The organism is Haloarchaeobius caseinilyticus (genome assembly GCF_051207395.1).
Taxonomy (GTDB): Archaea; Halobacteriota; Halobacteria; order Halobacteriales; family Natrialbaceae; genus Haloarchaeobius.
The window spans coordinates 1,969,050-1,989,548 of record NZ_JBPJZC010000001.1 but is presented as its reverse complement, the minus strand read 5'-3'; the positions used below and the strand labels follow the sequence as shown (position 1 = coordinate 1,989,548).

The 20,499-nt window shown below is 64.4% G+C and carries 26 protein-coding genes; 17 read left to right on the top strand and 9 right to left on the bottom strand.

What is annotated here, in order from left to right; all coding sequences use genetic code 11:
* Window positions 1-41: 41 nt before the first annotated feature.
* Window positions 42-287: a ferredoxin gene (locus ACSC1P_RS10435; RefSeq protein ID WP_435360087.1), complete on the bottom strand. Its 246-nt coding sequence runs from the start codon at window positions 285-287 to the stop codon at window positions 42-44.
* Between the two features lie 336 nt (window positions 288-623).
* Between ACSC1P_RS10435 and ACSC1P_RS10430 the strand changes: the two genes are divergently transcribed.
* Window positions 624-1,640 (top strand): threonine aldolase family protein, encoded by a 1,017-nt coding sequence (locus ACSC1P_RS10430; protein ID WP_435360086.1) that lies wholly within the window; start codon window positions 624-626, stop codon window positions 1,638-1,640.
* A gap of 50 nt (window positions 1,641-1,690) precedes the next feature.
* Here ACSC1P_RS10430 and ACSC1P_RS10425 read toward each other — a convergent pair whose 3' ends face one another.
* Window positions 1,691-1,855: a DUF7859 family protein gene (locus tag ACSC1P_RS10425; protein ID WP_435360085.1), complete on the bottom strand. Its 165-nt coding sequence runs from the start codon at window positions 1,853-1,855 to the stop codon at window positions 1,691-1,693.
* Between the two features lie 96 nt (window positions 1,856-1,951).
* Between ACSC1P_RS10425 and ACSC1P_RS10420 the strand changes: the two genes are divergently transcribed.
* Window positions 1,952-2,638 carry an ArsR/SmtB family transcription factor gene (locus tag ACSC1P_RS10420; protein WP_435360084.1) on the top strand — a complete coding sequence of 229 codons (687 nt, stop codon included), beginning with the start codon at window positions 1,952-1,954 and terminating at the stop codon, window positions 2,636-2,638.
* A gap of 230 nt (window positions 2,639-2,868) precedes the next feature.
* Here ACSC1P_RS10420 and ACSC1P_RS10415 read toward each other — a convergent pair whose 3' ends face one another.
* Window positions 2,869-3,390, bottom strand: a complete 522-nt coding sequence (locus tag ACSC1P_RS10415) for a metallophosphoesterase (RefSeq protein ID WP_435360083.1) — start codon at window positions 3,388-3,390, stop codon at window positions 2,869-2,871.
* 80 nt (window positions 3,391-3,470) lie between these two features.
* Between ACSC1P_RS10415 and ACSC1P_RS10410 the strand changes: the two genes are divergently transcribed.
* Both ACSC1P_RS10410 and ACSC1P_RS10405 read left to right on the top strand, forming a co-directional pair.
* Window positions 3,471-4,028: a hypothetical protein gene (locus ACSC1P_RS10410; protein ID WP_435360082.1), complete on the top strand. Its 558-nt coding sequence runs from the start codon at window positions 3,471-3,473 to the stop codon at window positions 4,026-4,028.
* Between the two features lie 43 nt (window positions 4,029-4,071).
* Complete coding sequence (locus ACSC1P_RS10405) at window positions 4,072-5,043, top strand: cation diffusion facilitator family transporter (protein WP_435360081.1); 972 nt, start codon at window positions 4,072-4,074, stop codon at window positions 5,041-5,043.
* 29 nt (window positions 5,044-5,072) lie between these two features.
* Here ACSC1P_RS10405 and ACSC1P_RS10400 read toward each other — a convergent pair whose 3' ends face one another.
* Window positions 5,073-5,264, bottom strand: coding sequence for a DUF8027 family protein (locus tag ACSC1P_RS10400; protein WP_435360080.1), 192 nt, complete (start codon window positions 5,262-5,264; stop codon window positions 5,073-5,075).
* A 179-nt stretch (window positions 5,265-5,443) separates the two neighbouring features.
* Here ACSC1P_RS10400 and ACSC1P_RS10395 point away from each other — a divergent pair, with 179 nt between their 5' ends.
* Both ACSC1P_RS10395 and ACSC1P_RS10390 read left to right on the top strand, forming a co-directional pair.
* Window positions 5,444-5,917 (top strand): hypothetical protein, encoded by a 474-nt coding sequence (locus ACSC1P_RS10395; protein ID WP_435360079.1) that lies wholly within the window; start codon window positions 5,444-5,446, stop codon window positions 5,915-5,917.
* A 95-nt stretch (window positions 5,918-6,012) separates the two neighbouring features.
* Window positions 6,013-8,196: an ATP-dependent DNA helicase gene (locus ACSC1P_RS10390; RefSeq protein WP_435360078.1), complete on the top strand. Its 2,184-nt coding sequence runs from the start codon at window positions 6,013-6,015 to the stop codon at window positions 8,194-8,196.
* Between the two features lie 15 nt (window positions 8,197-8,211).
* Here the strand turns inward: ACSC1P_RS10390 and ACSC1P_RS10385 are convergent, their stop codons facing one another.
* The 3 genes from ACSC1P_RS10385 to ACSC1P_RS10375 form a co-directional block, all read right to left on the bottom strand.
* Window positions 8,212-8,400: a DUF7987 family protein gene (locus ACSC1P_RS10385; RefSeq protein WP_435360077.1), complete on the bottom strand. Its 189-nt coding sequence runs from the start codon at window positions 8,398-8,400 to the stop codon at window positions 8,212-8,214.
* Window positions 8,401-8,477: 77 nt separating this feature from the next.
* Entirely contained in the window at window positions 8,478-8,978 is a 501-nt protein-coding gene (locus ACSC1P_RS10380) for a 2'-5' RNA ligase family protein (protein ID WP_435360076.1), read from the bottom strand.
* 200 nt (window positions 8,979-9,178) lie between these two features.
* A complete protein-coding gene (locus tag ACSC1P_RS10375; RefSeq protein WP_435360075.1) occupies window positions 9,179-9,373 on the bottom strand; it encodes a DUF7554 family protein in 195 nt (64 codons plus the stop codon).
* A gap of 298 nt (window positions 9,374-9,671) precedes the next feature.
* On the opposite strand from ACSC1P_RS10375, the gene ACSC1P_RS10370 reads away from it, so the two are divergent.
* The 9 genes from ACSC1P_RS10370 (at window position 9,672) to argF (ending at window position 18,709) form a co-directional block, all read left to right on the top strand.
* Window positions 9,672-10,934, top strand: a complete 1,263-nt coding sequence (locus tag ACSC1P_RS10370) for an argininosuccinate synthase (protein ID WP_435360074.1) — start codon at window positions 9,672-9,674, stop codon at window positions 10,932-10,934.
* Window positions 10,909-12,390, top strand: a complete 1,482-nt coding sequence (argH, locus tag ACSC1P_RS10365) for an argininosuccinate lyase (RefSeq protein WP_435360073.1) — start codon at window positions 10,909-10,911, stop codon at window positions 12,388-12,390. Before ACSC1P_RS10370 ends, argH begins: the two co-directional genes overlap by 26 nt.
* A gap of 198 nt (window positions 12,391-12,588) precedes the next feature.
* Entirely contained in the window at window positions 12,589-12,753 is a 165-nt protein-coding gene (lysW, locus tag ACSC1P_RS10360) for a lysine biosynthesis protein LysW (protein ID WP_435360072.1), read from the top strand.
* 2 nt (window positions 12,754-12,755) lie between these two features.
* On the top strand, window positions 12,756-13,640 hold the full coding sequence (gene lysX / locus ACSC1P_RS10355; protein ID WP_435360071.1) for a lysine biosynthesis protein LysX: 885 nt from the start codon (window positions 12,756-12,758) through the stop codon (window positions 13,638-13,640).
* A complete protein-coding gene (gene argC, locus ACSC1P_RS10350; RefSeq protein WP_435360070.1) occupies window positions 13,640-14,707 on the top strand; it encodes an N-acetyl-gamma-glutamyl-phosphate reductase in 1,068 nt (355 codons plus the stop codon). The genes lysX and argC overlap by 1 nt, the downstream gene beginning before the upstream one ends.
* Window positions 14,708-15,574: an acetylglutamate/acetylaminoadipate kinase gene (locus ACSC1P_RS10345; protein WP_435360069.1), complete on the top strand. Its 867-nt coding sequence runs from the start codon at window positions 14,708-14,710 to the stop codon at window positions 15,572-15,574.
* Complete coding sequence (locus tag ACSC1P_RS10340; RefSeq protein WP_435360068.1) at window positions 15,574-16,707, top strand: aspartate aminotransferase family protein; 1,134 nt, start codon at window positions 15,574-15,576, stop codon at window positions 16,705-16,707. Before ACSC1P_RS10345 ends, ACSC1P_RS10340 begins: the two co-directional genes overlap by 1 nt.
* Window positions 16,704-17,762, top strand: a complete 1,059-nt coding sequence (locus tag ACSC1P_RS10335) for a [LysW]-lysine hydrolase (RefSeq protein ID WP_435360067.1) — start codon at window positions 16,704-16,706, stop codon at window positions 17,760-17,762. Before ACSC1P_RS10340 ends, ACSC1P_RS10335 begins: the two co-directional genes overlap by 4 nt.
* A complete protein-coding gene (gene argF / locus ACSC1P_RS10330) occupies window positions 17,759-18,709 on the top strand; it encodes an ornithine carbamoyltransferase (RefSeq protein WP_435360066.1) in 951 nt (316 codons plus the stop codon). Before ACSC1P_RS10335 ends, argF begins: the two co-directional genes overlap by 4 nt.
* Window positions 18,710-18,722: 13 nt before the next feature.
* On the opposite strand, the gene ACSC1P_RS10325 is transcribed toward argF, so the two are convergent.
* On the bottom strand, window positions 18,723-18,980 hold the full coding sequence (locus ACSC1P_RS10325) for a hypothetical protein (RefSeq protein WP_435360065.1): 258 nt from the start codon (window positions 18,978-18,980) through the stop codon (window positions 18,723-18,725).
* Between the two features lie 189 nt (window positions 18,981-19,169).
* Window positions 19,170-19,679, bottom strand: a complete 510-nt coding sequence (locus ACSC1P_RS10320) for a histidine kinase (protein WP_435360064.1) — start codon at window positions 19,677-19,679, stop codon at window positions 19,170-19,172.
* Window positions 19,680-19,822: 143 nt separating this feature from the next.
* Here ACSC1P_RS10320 and ACSC1P_RS10315 point away from each other — a divergent pair, with 143 nt between their 5' ends.
* Window positions 19,823-20,065 (top strand): DUF8001 family protein, encoded by a 243-nt coding sequence (locus tag ACSC1P_RS10315; protein WP_435360063.1) that lies wholly within the window; start codon window positions 19,823-19,825, stop codon window positions 20,063-20,065.
* 31 nt (window positions 20,066-20,096) lie between these two features.
* Window positions 20,097-20,477 (top strand): helix-turn-helix domain-containing protein, encoded by a 381-nt coding sequence (locus ACSC1P_RS10310; protein ID WP_435360062.1) that lies wholly within the window; start codon window positions 20,097-20,099, stop codon window positions 20,475-20,477.
* Window positions 20,478-20,499: the final 22 nt, after the last annotated feature.

Here is a 20,499-nt window from a genome sequence, read left to right as displayed (position 1 = left end):
CGCGCGTATATTCGGCCTAATTGATGAGGGGCCGAGGGTATTTAAGGGATGAGCTGCTCGCCGTCGTCGTCGTACACCACGATGGCGTCGACCGGACAGGTTCGTGCCGCGAACTTCGCGTCGAGTTCCGCGTCCTCTGGCACTTCACGGACGAACACGTCCTCCTCCGTCTCCTCACCGTCGACGAGAACCGCTTTCCCGGCGTCCTCGTCGCGCTCGAACCCTTCCCACTCGGCGGTACACTGGAACATCCCGATGCAGGTGTCGCGGTCGTACTCAATCTTCATACGAGAGGCTTCGTCGGTAGGGTGTAAATCGTTGACGGGACGGGGGCGGCAACGGAAACCGAACAAGCCGTTTGGCGCGCGCTGGCGAGCATGTCGAAGACTGCGAGCCGTAGTCGCGCGAGGGATGAGCCAGACAGAACGTAGTGATGTCTGGCGAATCGGATGGGGAGGTTGTGGACGCGGGGAGCAGGGGAGGACGGCAGTGCGGTCATGTACCGTCGTGGTTCGTAAACTGCTGCTCGACACCGACAACATCGACGACAGAAACAGCAACCAGAACCCACTCAGAAAACGGCGACCACCGCCTATTTCTCGTCCGCCACAGAATCCACGATTATGCTCGACCTACGCAGTGACACGGTCACGAAGCCCGACGAGGCGATGCGTGAAGCCGCGATGAACGCCACAGTCGGCGACGACGTGTACGGCGAAGACCCGACGGTGAACGAACTCGAAGCCGAGGCGGCCGACCTCGTCGGCAAGGAGGCCGCGCTGTACGTTCCGTCCGGGACGATGGGCAACCAAATCGCGGTTCGCACGCACACCGAGCGCGGGCAGGAGGTCCTGACCGAGCGCGAAAGCCACGTCGTGAAGTGGGAACTGGGTGGGATGGCCCAGCTATCGACCTTGCAGGTTCGCACGCTCGACGGCGGTGAGCGAGGGATTCCGACACCAGCGCAGATTCACGAGGGCTACGTCGCCGAAGACCTCCACCGGCCGGGCACGGGACTGCTCACGCTGGAGAACACGCACAACTCGAAGGGCGGCATCGCCATCGCACCCGAGGACATCGCGGCGGCGGCCGAGGCAGCGCACGAACACGACGTGCCGGTCCACTTAGACGGCGCGAGGGTGTGCAACGCAGCAGTGGCCCACGACGTGCCGGTCGCCGAGATGACCGAAGCGGTCGACTCGGTGATGTTCTGCCTCTCGAAGGGGCTGGGTGCGCCGGTCGGCTCTATCCTCGCCGGACCCGAAGAGTTCATTCAGCGCGCCCGCCGAACCCGGAAGCTGTTCGGCGGCGGGATGCGACAGGCGGGCATCATCGCTGCGCCAGGGCTCGAAGCACTCTCGAACGTGGAGCGACTGGCCGACGACCACGCGAACGCGAAGACGCTGGCTGCCGAACTCGACGGCGTGTCGGGCCTGCGCGTGCCCGAACCCGAGACGAACATCGTGCTGGTCCACACCGCCGAGTCCGGTCTCGACGCCGACGGCCTGCTGGCCGCGTGCGAGGACGTGGACGTACTCGGCTCGAAGTTCGGCGAACAAATCGTGCGGTTCTGTACGCACTGGAACGTCGACGAGGACGACGTAGTGAGCGTCGCAGACCGCGTCGAGTCGGCGCTGTAGCTGACGCGAGCGGGCCAGCATCGGGCAGAACGGGCAGTGGTCGGCGGTTCTTACTTTTTGCCGGAGCCCTTCTGTATGCCCTCGCGGAAACTCAGCATCGTCCGCCGGAACATCAGGTAGAAGAAGAAGATGAGGGCGAGCAAGAAGCCGACGACGGCGAGGGTGAACGGGTCGTCGAAGAGCCCGCCGAGCTGCGCCGGAAGCAGTGTCTGCATACCAATACGTGCTTGTCGACCGTTATTAGGGCTTTCGCCGGGTGGGTACGCGAAACATATACAAACCTTCATGCCAACCGATGACTAGCCTCTCGTATGGCCGACCTGTTGCCCTCCACTCCAGACACGTCGGCGGCCGAGGACGCGGAACCCCGCGTTATCGGCCTCGACAGCGACGATGCCGACGATTTAATCGGAGCCCTCTCGTCGTCTACCGCCCGCGAATTACTGACCGCGCTCCACGACGAGCCGGCGACACCGTCGCAGCTCGCAGACCGCGTCGATACGTCGCTCCAGAACACACAGTATCACCTCGAAAAGCTCGAAAGCGCCGAGATAATCGAAGTCGTCGACACCGCCTACTCCGCGAAGGGACGCGAGATGAAGGTGTACGCACCGTCGAACCAGCCCCTCGTGGTGTTCGCCGGCGGCTCCGAAGAGTCGACCGGGTTGAAGGCCGCGCTCTCGCGGCTACTGGGCGCGTTCGGACTGCTCGCCGTGGGCGCGCTGGGCGTCCAGGAACTGTTCGGCGACGGTGGCCTCTTCGGTGGTGGGAGCAAGTCCCCCGCCGGTGGCCCCGCACCAGGACCGAGTGAACCGCCAGTCGCCAACAACCCGAACAACACGACCGAGACCGTGACGACGACCATCGACACGACCACGCAGGCTGCCGGGTCGACCGTCGACGCCGCGACCGCCATCTCGCCGGGTATCGCGTTCTTCCTCGGCGGCGCGCTCGTCCTCACGGCCGGGTTCGCTTACTGGTACACGGAACAGCGGTAGACACTGTCTGTCGATTCTGCACGGCCGCAGACGGCGGTTCCGCCGCTTCCGGCTGTCAGCTCACTAAAATACCTGTTTGAGCTTACGGTATCTACTTTGAACCGGGTGTCCTCTGTACAGACGCGCCCCGGTGACTTCGGCCCTCCACTGCTGTGATACACGACCCGGGGACCTGAGTCTGGCATGAGACACCGACTCTAGCCCTGAATCTCGCTCATTATTTCGGAGTCTCACGCGCGCCTAGCCGACTGGACGGTGAATCGTTCGAACACCGTCCCGTCCGGTTCGACGAGTTTCCCACTGAGTCCGTCGTCTGTGACCGTTAGCTCTGCGTGCCCCGGTCGGTTCCCTCGCGGGTCGGCGTGACTGCCCGGGTTGAGTAGCGCCACGTCCGGCGTCTCGACGAAGCGCGGGCGGTGGGTGTGCCCGGAGACGACGACCTGTGCGCCCCCCTCGCGCCCGAACATCCGGAGTCCGGTGTCGCCGCCGTTTCGCCGATGTGTGAGTGCGAACTGGACGCCGCCGTAGTCGAAGACGCGTGCCGTCGGGAGGCGTTCCTGTACGGCAGGTCGGTCTGCGTTGCCGTGGACTGCGAGGAATCGGTCGGCCGACTCGCGGAAGGCCGCAAGCGAGTCGACCGTCGTGAAGTCGCCCGCGTGGACGACGAGGTCGGCTTCCTCGATGGCGTCGCGCGTGCGGCCAGTGATGGCAGACCCGTCTGCAGCGTGGGTGTCGGAGCAGATGACGAGCATGCCGCTGGCTACGCGACGAGGGGTGACGTGATTTTCGTCGAACAAAAACCGATTTGGTCTCGCCTCCTGAAGGGTCTAGCATGTCCAAAGAGCGCGAGCGCCACGAGGGTGCACGCCGCGTCGCCGACGCCGTCGTCCTCGCCACGTTCGACGACGCCGCGCCGCGGACGGCACGCGAGGTCGCCGCAGAGACCGACATCGACCCCGATATCGCCGTCGGCTTGCTCGACGACCTCGTCGCAGACGGCGAGTTGCAGGCCAAAGAACTGACAGACAGCGACACCACACTTACGGCGTACTTCGCGCCGGTCGGCACACCAGGCGTGGGTGGCTCGCTCGACCCGGAAGAGGCTCGCGAGCAAGCCGTCGACGAGGCCGTCACCAGGATGGACGTCCCCGGCGTGAGCGAGATGATGATCGACTGGCGACGCGACGCGGTGCGCGCCGCGTGGGAGCATCTCTCTGAAGAGGGCGTCGTCACCGCCGAAGCGTTCAAACAGGAAGTGTACCCGAAATATCGTGCTGGCTACGACGACGCCGAGGCGTGGTGGGACTTCCTGCGCCCGCGTCTCCCGCGACTCCCCGGCGTGTCTGGTCCGGGCGAAGACGGGTCGACTTGGGAGTACGTGTCAGCGTAGTAGAACGGAAACGCTTTTTTGCTGGCCTGCGCGTGCCTTTTCAATGGCCTCAAGCAAGTCGGTCGTCCTCGCGGCGTTGTTCGCCAACGGCGCGATTGCGATTCTGAAGTTCTTCGGTTGGACCATCACCGGAAGTCCGGCAATGTTGTCCGAAACGTATCACTCCATCTCCGACACCGGGAACCAGGTGTTCCTGCTCGTCGGTATCCGGTATTCGGGCAAGGAATCGACGCGTAGTCACCCGTTCGGCTACGGGAAAGCACAGTTCTTCTACTCGTTCCTCGTGAGCGTCCTCCTGTTCGGTATCGCGGGCTGGGAGTCCGCCAAGCACGGCTACCACGCCATCATGCACCCGAAACCACCCGAACTCCGCTCGGAGACGTTGCTCGGCTTCACCTTCCCCGGCATCTGGGTGAACTACGCGGTCCTCATCGGTGCCATCGTCTTCGAGGCGTGGGCCCTCGCGAAGGCGTACAAGGCGATGAAGATACAGATGGAACGACACGGTTGGGAGACCTTCCGCGAGGCGTTCAAGAAGACCAGCGACGTGACGACGCTCACCGCGCTGACCGAGGACACTATCGCGATGGCCGGTGCCGGTATCGCCCTGTTCGGTGTCTACCTGACGCGCGTGACCGGCGACGGCATCTACGACGCCGTCTCAGCGTTCCTCATCGGCCTCATGCTGATGGGCTTCGCCGTCGCGCTGGCGTGGGAGAACAAACGCCTGCTGCTCGGTGAGTCGCTGCCCGAGGACGAGGAGAATCCGCTCCGGAAAATCGTCCGAGACCACACGGGCGTCCAGAAGGTCGAAGACTTCCGGACGGTCTACTTTGGCCCCAACCGCCTCATCGTGACCGCGGACGTGGCCTTCGACGCGGACATGGATACTGAAGACATCGACGACACCATCACGGCTATCGAACACGAACTGCAAGAACACGACGAGGCCATCAAGAAGGTCTACATCGAACCGGAGATGCTCGACTCGCCGATGGCCGGACTCGACGGGTAATCAGCAGTCTACTGCTCGTTCTTCGCGACTCAGTTTTCGCCGTCGTCGCCACTCACGAGCAACCGCTCGATGTCCTCCTCGTCGAGCAAGTCGACGAGGTCTTCGCCCTCCTCATGGCGCTTCCACTCTTCCTCTGTGAGCAGTTCGCGGAGTTCTTTGTCGTCGATTCGCTGGCGCAGGTGTTCCTCGATGTCGTCGAGGTCGTAGCCGGGAATGGGCATCAGGGAGAGGTATGTGCCGTGGTACCTTATGGCTGCGGCAGGGAGTGTACAGGCGAGTCGGGAAAAGACGGCGACGCGAGGCTGAACGAGCACTTTCGCGTGATTTCGGATTCAGTAGGAACAGGAAAAGACGATAATAACTACGCACGGAGAAACGAAGGAAGTCCGATAACAGAGAGATGAATTCGGTGCAAATCCAGACACAGGCTTGGAAAGAAGAAACAACCGACTTCGGTCCTGGCCCGGGGGAGGACGTGGGGTGGCGTTTCAGCCTCGAATATCCCGACCGTACTGATGCCGCCGGGTTCGAGGTCGACGCTGGAAGACTCGTTCTCGAAGAACTGCTCGTAGAGAATCTCGCCGAAGAGATAGACGGCGCTTCTCTGGAAATCGAGATAGACGACCGAGAAAACGAGAGTCACCAGCATTCATCTCGCTCGGTCGTGTTCGAGACGACGCTGAACGAAGTTCATTCATTTGAGGGCCACGACACAGAACTCGTCTTCATCGTATTCGAACTTGGTACTGATTCAGTTGCTGGTACGCTCACGATATATGAGCAAAACCTTCCAGAAGATTCGAATCGCGACTTCGTACCTAGCGAAGGAGAACGATACAGCCTCTATATCGATATCGAACCTGTCAGGGATTGACGGCAGGATATGCAGGAAGCGACCGAAATGTCCGCACCGATTGTACCGCAGACAGCAGGCGAACCCTTTTTAGCGAGAACGCGGTACGAAACGATGTGTCCGAGGTAGACGCGTATCTCCGATTCTTCCCCTACGACGAGCCCTACGAGAATCAGGGCGAGGCGATGGACCGTATCCACACCTCGCTCGAACGGGGGCAAGACGTCCTGTTCGAGGGGGCCTGCGGGACGGGCAAGACGTTGTCGGCGCTCGTACCCGCGCTGGAGTACGCACGCGATGCAGACAAGGCGGTCGTCATCACGACCGACGTCCACCAGCAGATGCGCCAGTTCGTGCAGGAAGCGCGCGCCATCACCCGACAGGAGCCGATTCGCTCCGTCGTGTTCAAGGGGAAGGCCGCGATGTGCCACATCGACGTGGGCTACGAGGAGTGTCAGGTCCTGCGGGACAACACCCGCGAACTCGTCGACGCGAGACAGGAGGAAGCCCAGTTGCGAGAGCGCGAGCGACAACTGCTCTCCGACGCGCAAGACGGCGAGGACCGGGCGGTCGAAGCCCGCGAAGCCGTCGTCGACGAACTCGACTCCGTGGCCCAGCGTGTCGAGTCCATCACCGACGAGAAGAACGTCTGTGAGTACTACAAACAGAACCTCGTCGGGAACGTCGACGAGTTCTACGACTGGCTGTTCGACGACGTGCGCACGCCCGACGACGTGTACGACTTCGCCGAGGCGCGCACGATGTGCGGCTACGAACTCCTGAAGGAAGGCATGGAGGGCGTCGACCTCGTCGTCGCCAACTACCACCACCTGCTCGACCCGATGATTCGCGAGCAGTTCTTCCGGTGGCTGGGCCGCGACCCCGAAGACGTCATCACGGTGTTCGACGAGGCGCACAACGTCGAGAGCGCGGCGCGGGACCACGCGACGCGCACGCTCACCGAGCAGACGCTGAATCAGGCGCTGGACGAACTGGAGGAGGCCGACGACTCACGTGCACTGCGCGCCGCGAACGTCCTGCGGCCGTTCCGCGACGAACTGGTCGAGACGTACGAAGACTCGTTCGGCTTCGGCGAGCGCGAGCGCGTCGGCGACAACTGGGAGGACGTGGCGGTCACCAACGAGTCCGGCCGAGACGACCTGACCATCGGCTTCCTCCAGCGGTACGAGGGGTCGGGCTACAAGTCCGATTTGGAGGCGGCGGTGATGCTCGGCAAAGACCTCGACGACCAGTACGAAGAGGCGTACAAGAACGGCGAGACGACGACGCGACAGGAGTGTCAGACCCTGCAAGCGGCCGTGTTCGTCGGCGCGTGGATGCGCGAGGGGACCGACGAAGGCCTGCATCCGGTCGTCTCGGTCCGGCGCGACCAGGGCACCGACGAGGTGTACGGGCGCGCCGAGTTGTACACCTGCATCCCGCAGGAGGTCACCCGCGAACTGTTCGAGGAAGTCCACGCCACGGTGCTGATGAGCGCGACGCTGCGACCGTTCGACGTGACCGAGGACGTCCTCGGGCTGACGAACCCGGTGAACATGGCGTATGGACTCCAGTTCCCGCCGGAGAACCGCCGGACGTACGCCGTCTCGACTTCTGCGCTGTTCTCCAGCGCGCGCGACGACCCGCAGGTGCAGGAGGAAGTGGGCAACGCGCTCCACGACGCGGTACGGTTCACGCCCGGGAACACGCTCGTGTTTACACCGAACTACGCCGAGGCCGAGCGCTACGCCCAGCGACTCCGCCAGCAGGGCGACGCGACCGTCTACCTCGACGAGGCTGGCGTCTCGGCGGAAGACTTGCGCGAGGACTTCACCAGCGACGACGACGGCGTCCTGCTCACGTCACTCTGGGGCACGCTCGCCGAAGGCGTGAGTTTCGACGGCGACGACGCGACTACCGTGGTCGTGCTCGGCGTGCCGTATCCGCACCTTGACGACCGGGCCGAGGCAGTGCAACAGGCCTACGGGAAGGCGTTCGACCGTCCCAACGTGGACGACCCCGGCTGGCAGTACGCCGTGGAGATTCCCACGGTCAGGAAGACGCGACAGGCACTCGGGCGAGTCATCCGGTCGCCCGAAGACATCGGCGTCAGAATCCTGCTCGACGAGCGCTACACCAAACAGAGTCGCTCGGACATGGGCAAGTACAGCGTCCACGGGACCTTCCCGAAAGAAGAGCGCGACGAGATGATCGACATCGGGCCGGAGAAACTGAAGTTCGCGATGATGAACTTCTACCAGGACATGGATCGGTACGACGGGCCGCCGCCGCAGCCGTAGCCTGCAAAATCGCTCTCAGTTCTCGGACTGCCGAGTCCGATTGTCCAGATACCCGTTCACCAGCGACGGGAGCACGACGCCGACGAACAGCAAGACAGCGGTTCGGGGCGACACGATGCCGCTCGCGCTGACACCGGTCACGTACACGATGAGACCAGCGATGAGGATGCACGACCCGATGACGGCGTTCTCGCGGGAGAGCATGTCGTAGCGTTGGGAGTAACGGCTCAAAAGTATCTAGGTTCTTTCTGGTTGTGGCCCCGGTGCGATGGACAACTACCTCACGCGGGCAGGCTGATTCGCGCCGCGACTTCGCGATACCGCGCGTCGAAAATCTCCAGTTCCGTCACGGTCCACGTCACCGGTTCGATGTCGCGCTCGGCGAGTCGTCGCGCCGTCTCCACGTCTCCGTCGCGTGCGAGCGTCACGTGTGGAACGTAGTCCTCGCCTTCGAGGCCGGTGGCCGTGCCGAACTCCTCGCAGAGCGACTCGTGCAGTCGGACGAGTTCTGGACTCTCGACGGCGAGGTAGACCACGGGAGCAGGGCCCTTCGTCGGTCGCTCAAAGCACTCGATGCCGGTGACCTGTACTTCGAAACTCGGCTGGCCGCGCAGTGCGCGCCGAACTTCGTGTTCGCGGCCGTCGAAGTGGTCGGGGTCGCCGAGTCGCTTCGCGAGCAGGGTGTGGTCGGTGCGGATGTTCTGGAACCCGAACATCGCCGGGCGGAGGTCGCTGGCGATGCGCGAGACCCGACCGGGGACGGGGACGTTCAGGCTGTACACGGTCGAATGCTACAGGGTGAGCGGGATGAGGATACCGGTTCGAAGTCGGTCGCGACGACGGTGACGCGCTGACACAGAGGCGATTGTCGAAGTGAACGGACAGCGAAGAAGCTCCGAGGAAAATGTACTAACGTCGAATCGATAGTCGCGGGGCTAGCAGCCAATCGAAGCGTGACTGCGGCGGTTCGTCGCTCGGTCGTTCAGATGCGGTCCATTAGCCACAGCACGATGAGTGCGATGATGGCCAACCCGAGTAACGGCTTGAACGGGCCGAGTAACCACCCGAGGACGCCGAGGAGTTCGCCGACGATTTCCAGCACGAGCCAGACGACGACGAGGACGACGACGATTTGTAACAAGGACTCCACGTCCATGTCGCCACGGTTGTCGAACATACGATTACCACGCAACTCAATGGACATAAAACCAGTTCCAACACACATCGAGTGAGAGATTCACACACCTGTAACATTTGCTGTCCCACAAGGTTTTAATAGGAGGGTGGTTCTATGAGTGAGTACGATGAAGCAACACCGCAGTCACCTCGCGCCTTCGTTCTCCGCGAGCGGTGTTGCTGTCCGACGACCGCGACGACGACCGGCCCGATAGGGCCTACTTAACTTCTCACCGTCGCGGCGCACAGTTTGCAACTCAACACGGCGGACATCCGTCCGTCAGTCACATAGACACAGAATGACACAGCACACATCGGACAGCACGACAGCATCGAACGGTAAGGGAACGGTCGCACTCGCCTTCTCGGGCGGGTTGGACACCACGATTTGCGTCCCACTCCTCAAAGAGGAGTACGGATACGACGAGGTCATCGGCGTCACGGTCGACGTGGGGCAGCCGGAAGCCGAGTTCGTCGAGGCGAAAGAGACCGCCGAGGCACTCGGTCTCGAACACTACATCGTCGACGCGAAGGCCGAGTTCGCGGCACTCTGCATGGACTCCGTGACCGCGAACGCGACGTATCAGGGCTACCCGCTCGGGACCGCGATGGCCCGTCCGGTCATCGCGAAGGCGATTTTGGAGGTCGCACAGGAACAGGGCTGCTCCGGCATCGCCCACGGCTGCACGGGCAAGGGCAACGACCAGCTTCGTTTCGAGACGGTCTGGCGCGGCTCCGATTTGGAGGTCATCGCGCCGGTTCGTGAACTCGGCCTGACCCGTAACTGGGAGCAGGAGTACGCCGCCGAGAAGGGCCTGCCCGTCGAGGGCGGCAACGAAGGCGACTGGTCCATCGACACGAACCTCTGGAGTCGTTCGGTCGAGGGCAAGGACCTCGAAGACCCGAGCTACGAACCGCCGGAGGACATCTACGAGTGGACGACCGCGCCCGGTAGCGAAACGACCACGCTCACTATCGACTTCGAACAGGGCTACCCCGTCGCCGTCGACGGCGAGGAGATGGAGCCGGTCGCACTCATCGAGTACCTGAACGAACTCGCGGGCGAGTACGGCGTCGGCCGCACAGACATGATGGAAGACCGCATGCTCGGGCTAAAGGTCCGCGAGAACTACGAGCACCCGGCCGCGACGGTGCTCCTCACCGCGCACGAGGCGCTGGAACAACTCGTGTTCACGAAGGACGAGCGCGACTTCAAGCCCCAAATCGAGAACCAGTGGGCGCAGAAGGCATACGAGGGCCTCGTCGACGCACCCCTGATGGACTCGCTCAACGCCTACATCGCCCAGAGCCAGCAGACGGTCACCGGTTCGGTGACGGTCAAACTGCAGGGCGGCACGGTCCGTCCGGTCGGCCGCGAGTCCGAGTACGCAGTCTACTCCGAGTCGGCCGCCTCGTTCAACACGGAGACGGTCGACGGCATCGAGCAGGAGGACGCGACGGGTGTGGCCAAGTACCACGGCTTCCAGTCGCGCCTCGCCAACGCGGTGACCGAGAACGTCACAGAGGAGGAGTCAGATGTCGAACTCCACGCAGACGACTGAGATGACTGGACTCGACGGGGAGCAGACGGCCGTTCGCGGTGACCGCTTCAGCGGCGGCCCCGCCCGCGGCTTCCTCTCCTCGCTCGAGGACGACGCGCGCATCTTCGAGGCCGACCTCGCGGTCGACCGCGCCCACGTCGTGATGCTCGCCGAACAGGGCATCGTCGAGGACGAGACCGCAGGAAAAATCCTGCAGGCGCTGAACGTCGTCGAAATCGAAGGCCACGCGTCCCTGCCCGACGGCGAGGACGTGCACGAGGCCATCGAGACGGCGGTCATCGAACAAATCGGCGAGTCCGGCGGCAAGATGCACACCGCCCGCTCGCGCAACGACGAGGTGGCGACGTGTATTCGCCTCCGCCTGCGCGAGGACGTACTCGAAGCGGTCGAGGCCGTCTGCGACCTGCGCGCCGCGCTCCTGTCGAGTGCGACCGAGCACGCCGAGACGGTGATGCCCGGATTCACGCACCTGCAACACGCCCAGCCGACGACGGTCGGGCACTACCTCTGTTCGTACGAGCAGGCACTGGCTCGCGATACGGCTCGTCTACTCGATGCCTTCTCGCGCGTCAATCAGAGTCCGCTCGGCGGGGCCGCCTTCGCGGGCACTCCGTTCGACGTGGACCGCGACCGCACGGCCGAGTTGCTCGGCTTCGACGGCGTGATGACGAACTCGATGGACGCCGCATCGGCGCGTGACTTCCTCGTCGAAGTCGCGTCCGCGATGGCGAACCTCGCGACGACGCTCTCGGGACTGGCTGAGGACGTTGTCCTGTTCTCGAATCAGGGCTCCCTCGAACTCTCGGACGACTACTCGTCGACCTCGTCCATCATGCCCCAGAAGAAGAACCCCGATACGTTCGAACTCGTCCGCTCGGTCGCGGGCGACGCGACCGGTGGGCTCACTGGGCTGCTGACCACGCTCAAAGGTCTGCCGCGCGCGTACAACCGCGACCTGCAGAACGCGACGCCGCACGTCTGGGACGCGGTCGACGCCGTGACCGAGGCGACCGGCGTGGCCGCGGGCGGTATCGCGACCGCGACCTGGAACGAGGAGGCGCTGGCCGAGGCGGCCGGGTCGAACTTCTCGACCGCGACCGGCGTGGCCGACCTGCTGGCCATGGAGGGCATCCCGTTCCGTACCGCGCACGAACTCGTTGCGAAGGCGGGCGAACTCGGTGGGGACTTCGACGCGCTCGATGCCGCGTCGAACGAGGTCCTCGGCGAGTCGCTCGACTCCTACGTCGACGCGTCGGCCGTCGAGGCGGCGCTCGACCCCGCTGAGAGCGTGAAGATGCGCGACTCGGCCGGTGGCCCCGCGCCCGCCGCGGTCCGCGACGCGCTCGAAGCGGCCGAATCGTCGCTCTCGACCGACATCGAGGCGCTCGAAGCGAAACAGACCGCGCTCGACGACGCCCACGCGTCGTTGACCGACGAGGTGACGTCCTATGTCTAAATTCCACAGTCCACGGCTGCCACCACGACAGCCACAACCACCAGTCCTCACCCGAGGACGAAATTAGTTACAATCCGACACGAAGAATCGGATTGGTGCTTCATAACCCCCTAACAACCAGTTAGAGCCATCAGTGCTTTTGTAAATTATTTGGTAAGTTCGAAACTCTTAAGTGATTTCGTCGCCCTCATACAGGTGATGACAGAATGCGTCGAGTGTGGGGCGGACGTGACCCTGCACGACAGTCTGGAAGCTGGAGAGATAGTCGATTGTACCACCTGTGGCGCGGAACTCGAAGTGCTAGAGACCAACCCGCCGGTCCTCGACGTGGCACCCGAGCTCGAAGAGGACTGGGGGGAGTAGCCGTGAACGTAGGCATCCTCTACTCCCGCATCCGCCGGGACGAGAAACTCCTGCTTGCGGAGTTGCGCGAGCGCGGCCACGACGTGGTCAAGCTCGACGTTCGCAAACTGCAGTTCGACCTGACCGAACCGCCGGCCGAGTTCGAGGGCCTCGACGTGGTTCTCGACCGCTGTCTGGCGACCTCGCGGAGCCTCTACGCCACGCAGTTCTGTGAGGCGTGGGGTATCCCGGTCGTGAACTCGCCGACGACCGCCGACATCTGTGCGGACAAGGCGAAGAACAGCCTCGCGCTGGCGAAGGCAGGCGTCCCGACGCCGGCGACGAAAGTCGCCTTCACGACGGACGCGGCGCTGGAAGCCATCGAGTCGTTCGGCTACCCCTGCGTCCTCAAGCCGGTCGTCGGCTCGTGGGGCAGACTCATGGCTAAAATCGAGAGCAGGAGCGCCGCAGAGGCCATCCTGGAGCACAAGGCGACGCTCGGGCACTACGAGCACAAGGTGTTCTACGTGCAGGAGTTCGTCGCCAAGCCGGACCGCGACATCCGCGTCCTCGCCACCGACGGCGAACCGGTCGCGGCGATGGTCCGCTCCTCGGAACACTGGCTGACGAACGCGGCGAAGGGTGCCGAAACCGCGGAGTTCGAGCTGGACGACGAAGCACTCGAACTGGTCGAGAAAGCGTCGGCCGCCGTCGGCGGCGGCCTGCTCGGAATCGACCTGATGGAGACTGAAGAGGGCTATACGGTCCACGAGGTGAACCACACGGTCGAGTTCAAGTCGCTGAACGACTGCGTGAGCGTGGACGTGCCTGCTGCCGTCGTCGACTGGCTGGAATCGGTCGTCGGTGACGGGTCGGGTACAGACACGACAGCCGAGGTGACCGCCTGATGGCCGTCGCCGACACGACCGCCGAGGAAGCGGTGACCAAGACAGCCACCGTCGTCGGCGGCTCCGGCTTCACCGGCGGCGAACTGCTTCGCCTGCTCCTCGGCCACCCGAACTTCGACGTGACGCAGGTGACGAGTCGCCAGTACGCTGGCAAGTCCATCGGGAGCATCCACCCTAACATGCGCGGGAGCGAGATTCGCTTCACCGAACCGGACGACCTCGAATCGGTCGACGTGCTGTTCGCGGCGACGCCCCACGGCGTCACGATGGAACACATCGAGTCGTTCCAAGAGGCTTCGGACACCGTCGTCGACCTCTCGGCAGACTTCAGACTCGCGACCGAGCAACAGTACGACGACTGGTACGGCGGGCACACCTGCCCAGAGAAGCTCGAACAGGCAGAGTACGGACTGGTCGAGGTGAACCGCGAGAACCTGCCGGGCGCGAACCTCATCGCCTCCGGCGGGTGCAACGCGACAGCCACCATCCTCGGCCTGAAACCGCTGGCCGACGCAGGCGTTCTTGACGGCGCGCAGGTCGTCGTCGACGTGAAAGTCGGCAGCAGCGAGGGCGGCGCGGGCGGCGGCGAGGCGTCCAGCCACGCCGAGCGCTCGGGCGTCGTGCGCCCTTACGCGCCGACCGGCCACCGCCACGAGGCGGAAATCGAGCAGTGGCTCGGCCTCGATGTCTCCTTTACCTGCCACGCCGTGGACATGGTTCGCGGCGCGAGCGCGACGTGTCACGTGTTCCCAGGTTCAAAAGTCACGAAGAGGGACCTCTGGACGGCCTATCGTGGTACCTACGAGGAGGAACCGTTCGTTCGCCTCGTCGCCGGTGGCTCCGGGTCGTATCGCTACCCCGAACCGAAGGCGCTCGCGGGGACGAACTACGCCGACGTGGGGTTCGAGATAGATGCGAAAAACAAGCGCGTCGTCGTCTTCTCTGCCATCGACAACATGATGAAAGGCTCGGCCGGGCAGGCGATTCACGCGACGAACGTCGCCCTCGGCTTCGAGGAGACGGCCGGTCTCGAATTCATGGGGCTGCACCCCGTGGGGAGTCCGTAAATGACCACAGTAGTCAAAATCGGCGGTGCCCGCGCGGTCGACCCCGAAGGCGCACTCGCCGACGTGAAAGACCTCGTCGACTCGGGCGAACAGGTCGTCGTGGTTCACGGCGGTTCGACTGCGGTCGACGAGACGCTCGAACGTCTCGGCATGGAACCGACCTACGTCGAGACGCCCTCTGGCGTCGTCGGGCGGTTCACCGACGCCGAGACGATGGAGGTCTTCGAGATGGTCATGCCCGGGAAGCTAAACACGGACCTCGTCGCCGGCCTGCAGAATCAGGGCGTGAACGCGGTCGGCCTCTCTGGGGTCGACGGCCAGCTCCTGGCGGGCAAGCGCAAGTCGGCCGTCAGAGTCCTCGAAGACGGGAAGAAGAAGATCAAACGCGGCGACCACTCCGGCAAGATAGAGTCAGTGAACGCGGACCTCCTCGACACCCTGCTGTCCGGCGGCTACACGCCAGTCGTGACCGTCCCGATGCTGGGCGAGGAGCGCGAGGGTGGCTATACGCCGGTGAACGCCGACGCCGACCGGGCCGCGGCCGCCGTCGCGGGCGCACTCGGTGCGGACCTCGTCGTCCTGACGGACGTTTCGGGCGTCTACGCCGACCCCGACGACGAATCGACGCGCATCGACGCGGTCGAGACAGCCACCGACTGGGATGCGCTCGAAACCGCCGCGGAAGGCTTCATGACGAAGAAAGTCATGGCGGCGAAGGAGGCGCTGACTGGCGGTGCGTCGTCGGTCGTCGTCGCCAGCGCCAACGCGGCCGAACCGATTCAATCGGCACTGGCAGGCGACGGGACGACGATTCTGCCCGCGGCACTGGATGGCAACGAAGACACCGAACCGGAGGTGTCCGCCTGATGCCCAACGGCTTCGTCTACGGGCGCAAACCCATCCGCCTCGCCCGCGGCGAGGACGTGTTCCTCTACGACGAGGAGGACACGCAGTACCTCGACGCCGGTGCCAGCTACGCCTGCACGCCGGTCGGTCACTGTCACCCGGACGTGGTCTCGGCGGTGCAAGAGCAGGTGTCGGACCTGCTGTTCGTGCAGGCGTCGTATCCGACGAGCGCACAGGACGCAGTGTACGACAAACTGGCAGCCGTCGCACCGCCCGGCCTCGACAACGTCTGGCTCTGCAATTCGGGAACGGAGTCCAACGAGGCGGCGCTGAAGTTCGCCCGGAGCGCCACCGGCAACACGAAAATCGTCGCCACGAAGAAGGGCTTCCACGGCCGCACGATGGGCGCGCTGTCGGCGACGTGGAAACCGAAGTACCGCACGCCGTTCGAACCGCTGCTCGCGGACGTGGAGTTCGTCGACTACGGTGACGACGCCGCACTGCGCGAGGCAATCGACGACGACACCGCGGCGGTCATCATGGAACCCGTGCAGGGCGAAGGTGGCGTCAACCCCGGCACCACGTCGTTCCTGCAGACCGCACGTGAAGCGACCGGGGACCACGGCGCGGCACTCATCTTCGACGAGGTCCAGACCGGTCTCGGGCGGACCGGGACGTTCTGGGCCTGCGAAGACGTGGGCGTCGTCCCCGACATCTTGACGAACGCGAAGGGCCTCGCCTCGGGGCTGCCGATGGGCACCACGCTCGTGAACGACTGGGTCGCCGAGGACGCCGGACCGCACGGGTCGACGTTCTCCGGCGGGCCGGTCGTCTCGGCGGCGGCCGCCGCGACGCTCGACGTACTCGTGGAGGCCGACCTACCGACGAACGCGAGACAGGTCGGTCAGTACTTCCAGCAGCGTCTGGACGAACTGCCCGTGAACGACGTACGCGGCCGTGGCCTGCTCGTCGGCGTCGACGTGGGTCGCGGCGCGAACGCGATGCTGCGCGACCTCGCGCTGAAGCACCAGATTCTGGCACTTCCGGCGGGTCGCCGCGTCGTGCGTTTCCTGCCGCCGCTGACGTTCACGCGCGACCACGCCGACGCGGTGGTCGACGCGATGGCTGCAATACTGGAGGAGGGAGGCAAATGAGTGTGACGACGACGACGAAAGTTAGCGAGGAAGCCGCTCGCAAACTGCTCGTGGAGATGGTGTCCATCCCGTCGCCCTCGGGCGAAGAGCAGGGTGCGGCCACCTACCTGAAGAACTTCTTCGAGGACAACGGCCGCGAGGCGTACCTCGACGAAGTGGGCAACGTGCGCGCTCCGGCCGACGATTCGGTCTTGCTCACCTCGCACATCGACACCGTGCCGGGCGACATCCCGGTCAGAGTCGAAGAGCGCGAGGACGGCGAATCGGTCCTCTGGGGTCGCGGCAGCGTCGACGCCACCGGGCCGCTGTGTGCGATGGCGGTCGCCGCGGTGAACACGGGCGTCTCCTTCGTCGGCGTCGTCGGCGAGGAGACCGACTCGCGCGGGGCGCGCTTCCTCGTCGAGGACCGCGAGGCTCCCGAGAGCGTCATCAACGGCGAGCCGTCGAGTTGGGACGCCGTGACGCTCGGCTACCGCGGCCTCGTCTCTGGAACCTACCGCATCGAGACGGCCTCCGGCCACACCTCGCGCCCGGACACGAACGCCATCCAGCACGCGATGGCGTGGTGGGACGAGGTCGCGGCGGCCTTCGAGTCGGCCGAAGACGAGTCGGTCTTCGAGTCCGTGACCGCGAAACCGGTCGGGTTCGAGGGCGGCGTCGCCGACGACGGTCTCTCGATGTCTGCGAAAGCCGACGTTCAGTTCCGCCTCCCGCCGGGGACCACTCCCGACGAAATTCGCGAGACAGTCGAAGGCATGCTCGGCGAGGGCACCATCGAGTGGACGGACGAGATTCAGCCCGTGATGGTCAGCCCGCGGAGTTCGGTCGGCCGGGCGTTCCGCGTGGCCATCCGCAAGCGAGGGGGCGACCCGCGCCTCCTCAGAAAGACCGGCACTGCCGACATGAACCTGTTCGCTGGCGCGTGGGACTGCCCGATGGCCACCTACGGCCCGGGCGACTCGGACCTCGACCACGCGCCTGACGAACGTCTCGCACTGTCCGAGTACGACCGCGCCGTCGCGGTCCTCGAAACCGTCTGCGGCGACCTGCAATGAGCACCAACACCGACACTTCAACACCGATGCCTGCACAGCCACCGAATCACTTCCTGACCGTCGACGACCTCTCGCCGGAGGGCCTCGAATCGGTCCTCGACCTGGCGAGCACGTACAAGCACCAACTGGGCGCGGGCGAGAGCCACGCCGACCTCGCGGGCAAGACGATGGCGATGCTGTTCGAGAAGCCATCGACGCGCACCCGCGTCTCCTTCGAGACGGGGATGACGCAACTGGGCGGCCACGCCATCTTCCTCGGCCCGGACGACACACAACTCGGCCGCGGTGAGCCGCTGAAGGACACCTCGCGCGCACTCTCTGGCTACGTCGACGTCATCATGGCGCGTCTGTTCGACCACTCGGACCTCGAAGAACTCGCGGCCTACGCCGACGTGCCGGTCGTCAACGGACTGACCGATGATGCCCACCCGTGCCAGACGCTCGCCGACCTGCTCACGATGAAGGAACTGTTCGGCGGCTTAGACGGCGTCAAGGCGGCCTGGGTCGGCGACGGCAACAACGTCGCCCAATCGTTCGCCGTCGGCTGTGCGATGGCTGGTGTCGACCTCACCGTGGCGACGCCCGAAGGCTACGAACTCGACGACGAGACGCTGGAGACGGCCGAGTCGTACACTGGCACTGTCGAGACGACCACTGACCCCGAAGTAGCGGTCGCGGACGCCGACGTGGTGTACACCGACGTGTGGGTCAGCATGGGACAGGAGGCCGAGCGCGACGAGAAACTCGCGGCGTTCGACGGCTACCAGCTAAACGGTGACCTGCTGGCCGACAGCGACGCCTACGTCATGCACTGCCTGCCGGCACACCGCGGCGAAGAAGTCGACGACGAGACCGTCGAAGGCGAGCACTCGGTCGTCTGGCAACAGGCCGAAAACCGCCTGCACGCCCAGAAGGCGCTCATGTCGACGCTCGTCAACGGCTACTGACCGACTGTTTCTGCTATTCGTCCTCGGGCAGCGGGCCGTAGGGGACCTCAACTTTCGTGAAGTACACCTCTCCGCCCAGTTCGACCCGGTAGAGACCCGGTTCGTCCTCGACCGGTTCGTACTGTTCCTTCCACGATTCGACGACGGCCTCGGCGTCGTCCTCGGTGTCGACGACCCGCTTCACCTGATTGTCGCCATACGGTTCGGACCACTGGACGACCCAGCGTGTTTCCGCGTCGGCCGACGCATCTCCCTGCTCGGTGGAGCCCATACTCGTCGCTATCGAGTGCATCCAGAAAACGATACCTGTCGCGGCTAAGGACGAGGCGCGCGTGCCGACTGCTGCGCTCAGCCAGCTAGCGCGAGTCTGTACCAGCATCGCCGGCACGAGGTAGCATCGCCAGCACGAGGTAACGGTTTCGTGTGTCTCGAAAAACGGGGGTAGTGGGTCGCAGCCAGCTTACTGCGGTTGCGTCCCAGTCCGGGCCTCGGTGCCCATGTTCGCGTAGGTCACCAGCGGGTACACCGCGCCGACGGCCGCGCCGTAGACGAGGTGACCGAGGAGGCTGGTGTAGTTCACGTTGGGCACCACGGGCGCGCCGGCGAACCCGACGGCGTCGAGCCAGACGGGCATAACGAAGACGGCCAGCACGACCCACAGGACGAAGCCGTAGGCCAGGCCGACCGCGACGTTTTTCTGCATGTCCCTGCCGACGGTCGGCATCTTCGTCAGGATGGCCGCGAAGACCACGCCGAGGACGGCCGCGATGGACATGTGGACGATCCAGCCCCAGAGTCCACCGGAGAGACCGAACAGTGCCGGTATGGCACTCTCGATAGCCGGGCGCATCTCGAAGGTGAGCAGGATGCCGAAGAGGGCTCCACCGACCAGCCCTGCAACGACGCCACCTTGCCACTGTTTCATCTTCGTGGACAGTTCAGTCGCTGTGGGAGTCGTAGTTTCTACCATGGCCGTATATACGCGCTGTGAGGTCGATATCCCTGTTGCGGGTGGGCGAAATCCGTGCACTCCCCAACTAACCAATCGGTTACCCTGATAGGTCGAGTCGAAACAATGAGGTGGTGACGCTTCGCAGTACGACCCGACACACGATGCCGGAACCACTCCGAGCGAAAGCGGGCGAACTCGACGCCGACGAGATACTGTCCGCGCTGAAAGACGGTCGTCGCGTCGTTATCACGACCGAACTGCTCGGGTCCGAACACGACGTGACGCTGCGTCACGACGGGAAAATCTTCTACTGCGACACGCCGACGACCCTGCACAAACACGAGACGGAAGCCGAGATGCGACTGTGCATCGAGAAGCAGGGCTACATTGCCGTCGGGGAATAGTCTTTAGGTCGACGGTCCCCCTCTCTCGCGTATGGCAGACGCGACGCCGGAGGACCTCGGGGACCTCATCGAGCAGCCCAACCCGAACTTTCGGGAGGTCATGAGCTGCGTCTTCGGCATCCACGAACACGAGACGCGGACGTATCTGCTGCTCATCGACCAGCCGGGCAGTACGGTCGAGGAACTGGCGAACCAGCTCGAACGTGACCGCTCGAACGTGAATCGGTCGCTGTCGACGCTCCTCGAACGCGGCCTCGCCACGCGCGAACGACGACTGCTCGACTCCGGCGGCTACGTGTACCAGTACACCGCCGAGTCGCTGCCGGAGGCGAAGCAGTTGCTCCACGACTCACTGGACCAGTGGGTCGAACACGTCCACGAGGTCATCGAGGGCTTCGACGGCACGGCCTGAGTGCCAAAATCGTGTCACAGCC

Coding starts and splice junctions, on each gene's coding strand:
- ACSC1P_RS10420 (WP_435360084.1), top strand. CDS start 1,952: ATGGCCGACCTGTTGCCCTCCACTCCAGACACGTCGGCGGCCGAGGAC.
- ACSC1P_RS10375 (WP_435360075.1), bottom strand. CDS start 9,373: ATGTTCGACAACCGTGGCGACATGGACGTGGAGTCCTTGTTACAAATC.
- ACSC1P_RS10395 (WP_435360079.1), top strand. CDS start 5,444: ATGAATTCGGTGCAAATCCAGACACAGGCTTGGAAAGAAGAAACAACC.
- ACSC1P_RS10435 (WP_435360087.1), bottom strand. CDS start 287: ATGAAGATTGAGTACGACCGCGACACCTGCATCGGGATGTTCCAGTGT.
- ACSC1P_RS10415 (WP_435360083.1), bottom strand. CDS start 3,390: ATGCTCGTCATCTGCTCCGACACCCACGCTGCAGACGGGTCTGCCATC.
- ACSC1P_RS10320 (WP_435360064.1), bottom strand. CDS start 19,679: ATGGTAGAAACTACGACTCCCACAGCGACTGAACTGTCCACGAAGATG.
- argF (WP_435360066.1), top strand. CDS start 17,759: ATGAGCACCAACACCGACACTTCAACACCGATGCCTGCACAGCCACCG.
- ACSC1P_RS10310 (WP_435360062.1), top strand. CDS start 20,097: ATGGCAGACGCGACGCCGGAGGACCTCGGGGACCTCATCGAGCAGCCC.
- ACSC1P_RS10315 (WP_435360063.1), top strand. CDS start 19,823: ATGCCGGAACCACTCCGAGCGAAAGCGGGCGAACTCGACGCCGACGAG.
- ACSC1P_RS10430 (WP_435360086.1), top strand. CDS start 624: ATGCTCGACCTACGCAGTGACACGGTCACGAAGCCCGACGAGGCGATG.
- ACSC1P_RS10405 (WP_435360081.1), top strand. CDS start 4,072: ATGGCCTCAAGCAAGTCGGTCGTCCTCGCGGCGTTGTTCGCCAACGGC.
- argH (WP_435360073.1), top strand. CDS start 10,909: ATGTCGAACTCCACGCAGACGACTGAGATGACTGGACTCGACGGGGAG.
- ACSC1P_RS10325 (WP_435360065.1), bottom strand. CDS start 18,980: ATGGGCTCCACCGAGCAGGGAGATGCGTCGGCCGACGCGGAAACACGC.
- lysW (WP_435360072.1), top strand. CDS start 12,589: ATGACAGAATGCGTCGAGTGTGGGGCGGACGTGACCCTGCACGACAGT.
- ACSC1P_RS10340 (WP_435360068.1), top strand. CDS start 15,574: ATGCCCAACGGCTTCGTCTACGGGCGCAAACCCATCCGCCTCGCCCGC.
- ACSC1P_RS10400 (WP_435360080.1), bottom strand. CDS start 5,264: ATGCCCATTCCCGGCTACGACCTCGACGACATCGAGGAACACCTGCGC.
- ACSC1P_RS10345 (WP_435360069.1), top strand. CDS start 14,708: ATGACCACAGTAGTCAAAATCGGCGGTGCCCGCGCGGTCGACCCCGAA.
- argC (WP_435360070.1), top strand. CDS start 13,640: ATGGCCGTCGCCGACACGACCGCCGAGGAAGCGGTGACCAAGACAGCC.
- ACSC1P_RS10370 (WP_435360074.1), top strand. CDS start 9,672: ATGACACAGCACACATCGGACAGCACGACAGCATCGAACGGTAAGGGA.
- ACSC1P_RS10385 (WP_435360077.1), bottom strand. CDS start 8,400: ATGCTCTCCCGCGAGAACGCCGTCATCGGGTCGTGCATCCTCATCGCT.
- ACSC1P_RS10425 (WP_435360085.1), bottom strand. CDS start 1,855: ATGCAGACACTGCTTCCGGCGCAGCTCGGCGGGCTCTTCGACGACCCG.
- ACSC1P_RS10410 (WP_435360082.1), top strand. CDS start 3,471: ATGTCCAAAGAGCGCGAGCGCCACGAGGGTGCACGCCGCGTCGCCGAC.
- ACSC1P_RS10335 (WP_435360067.1), top strand. CDS start 16,704: ATGAGTGTGACGACGACGACGAAAGTTAGCGAGGAAGCCGCTCGCAAA.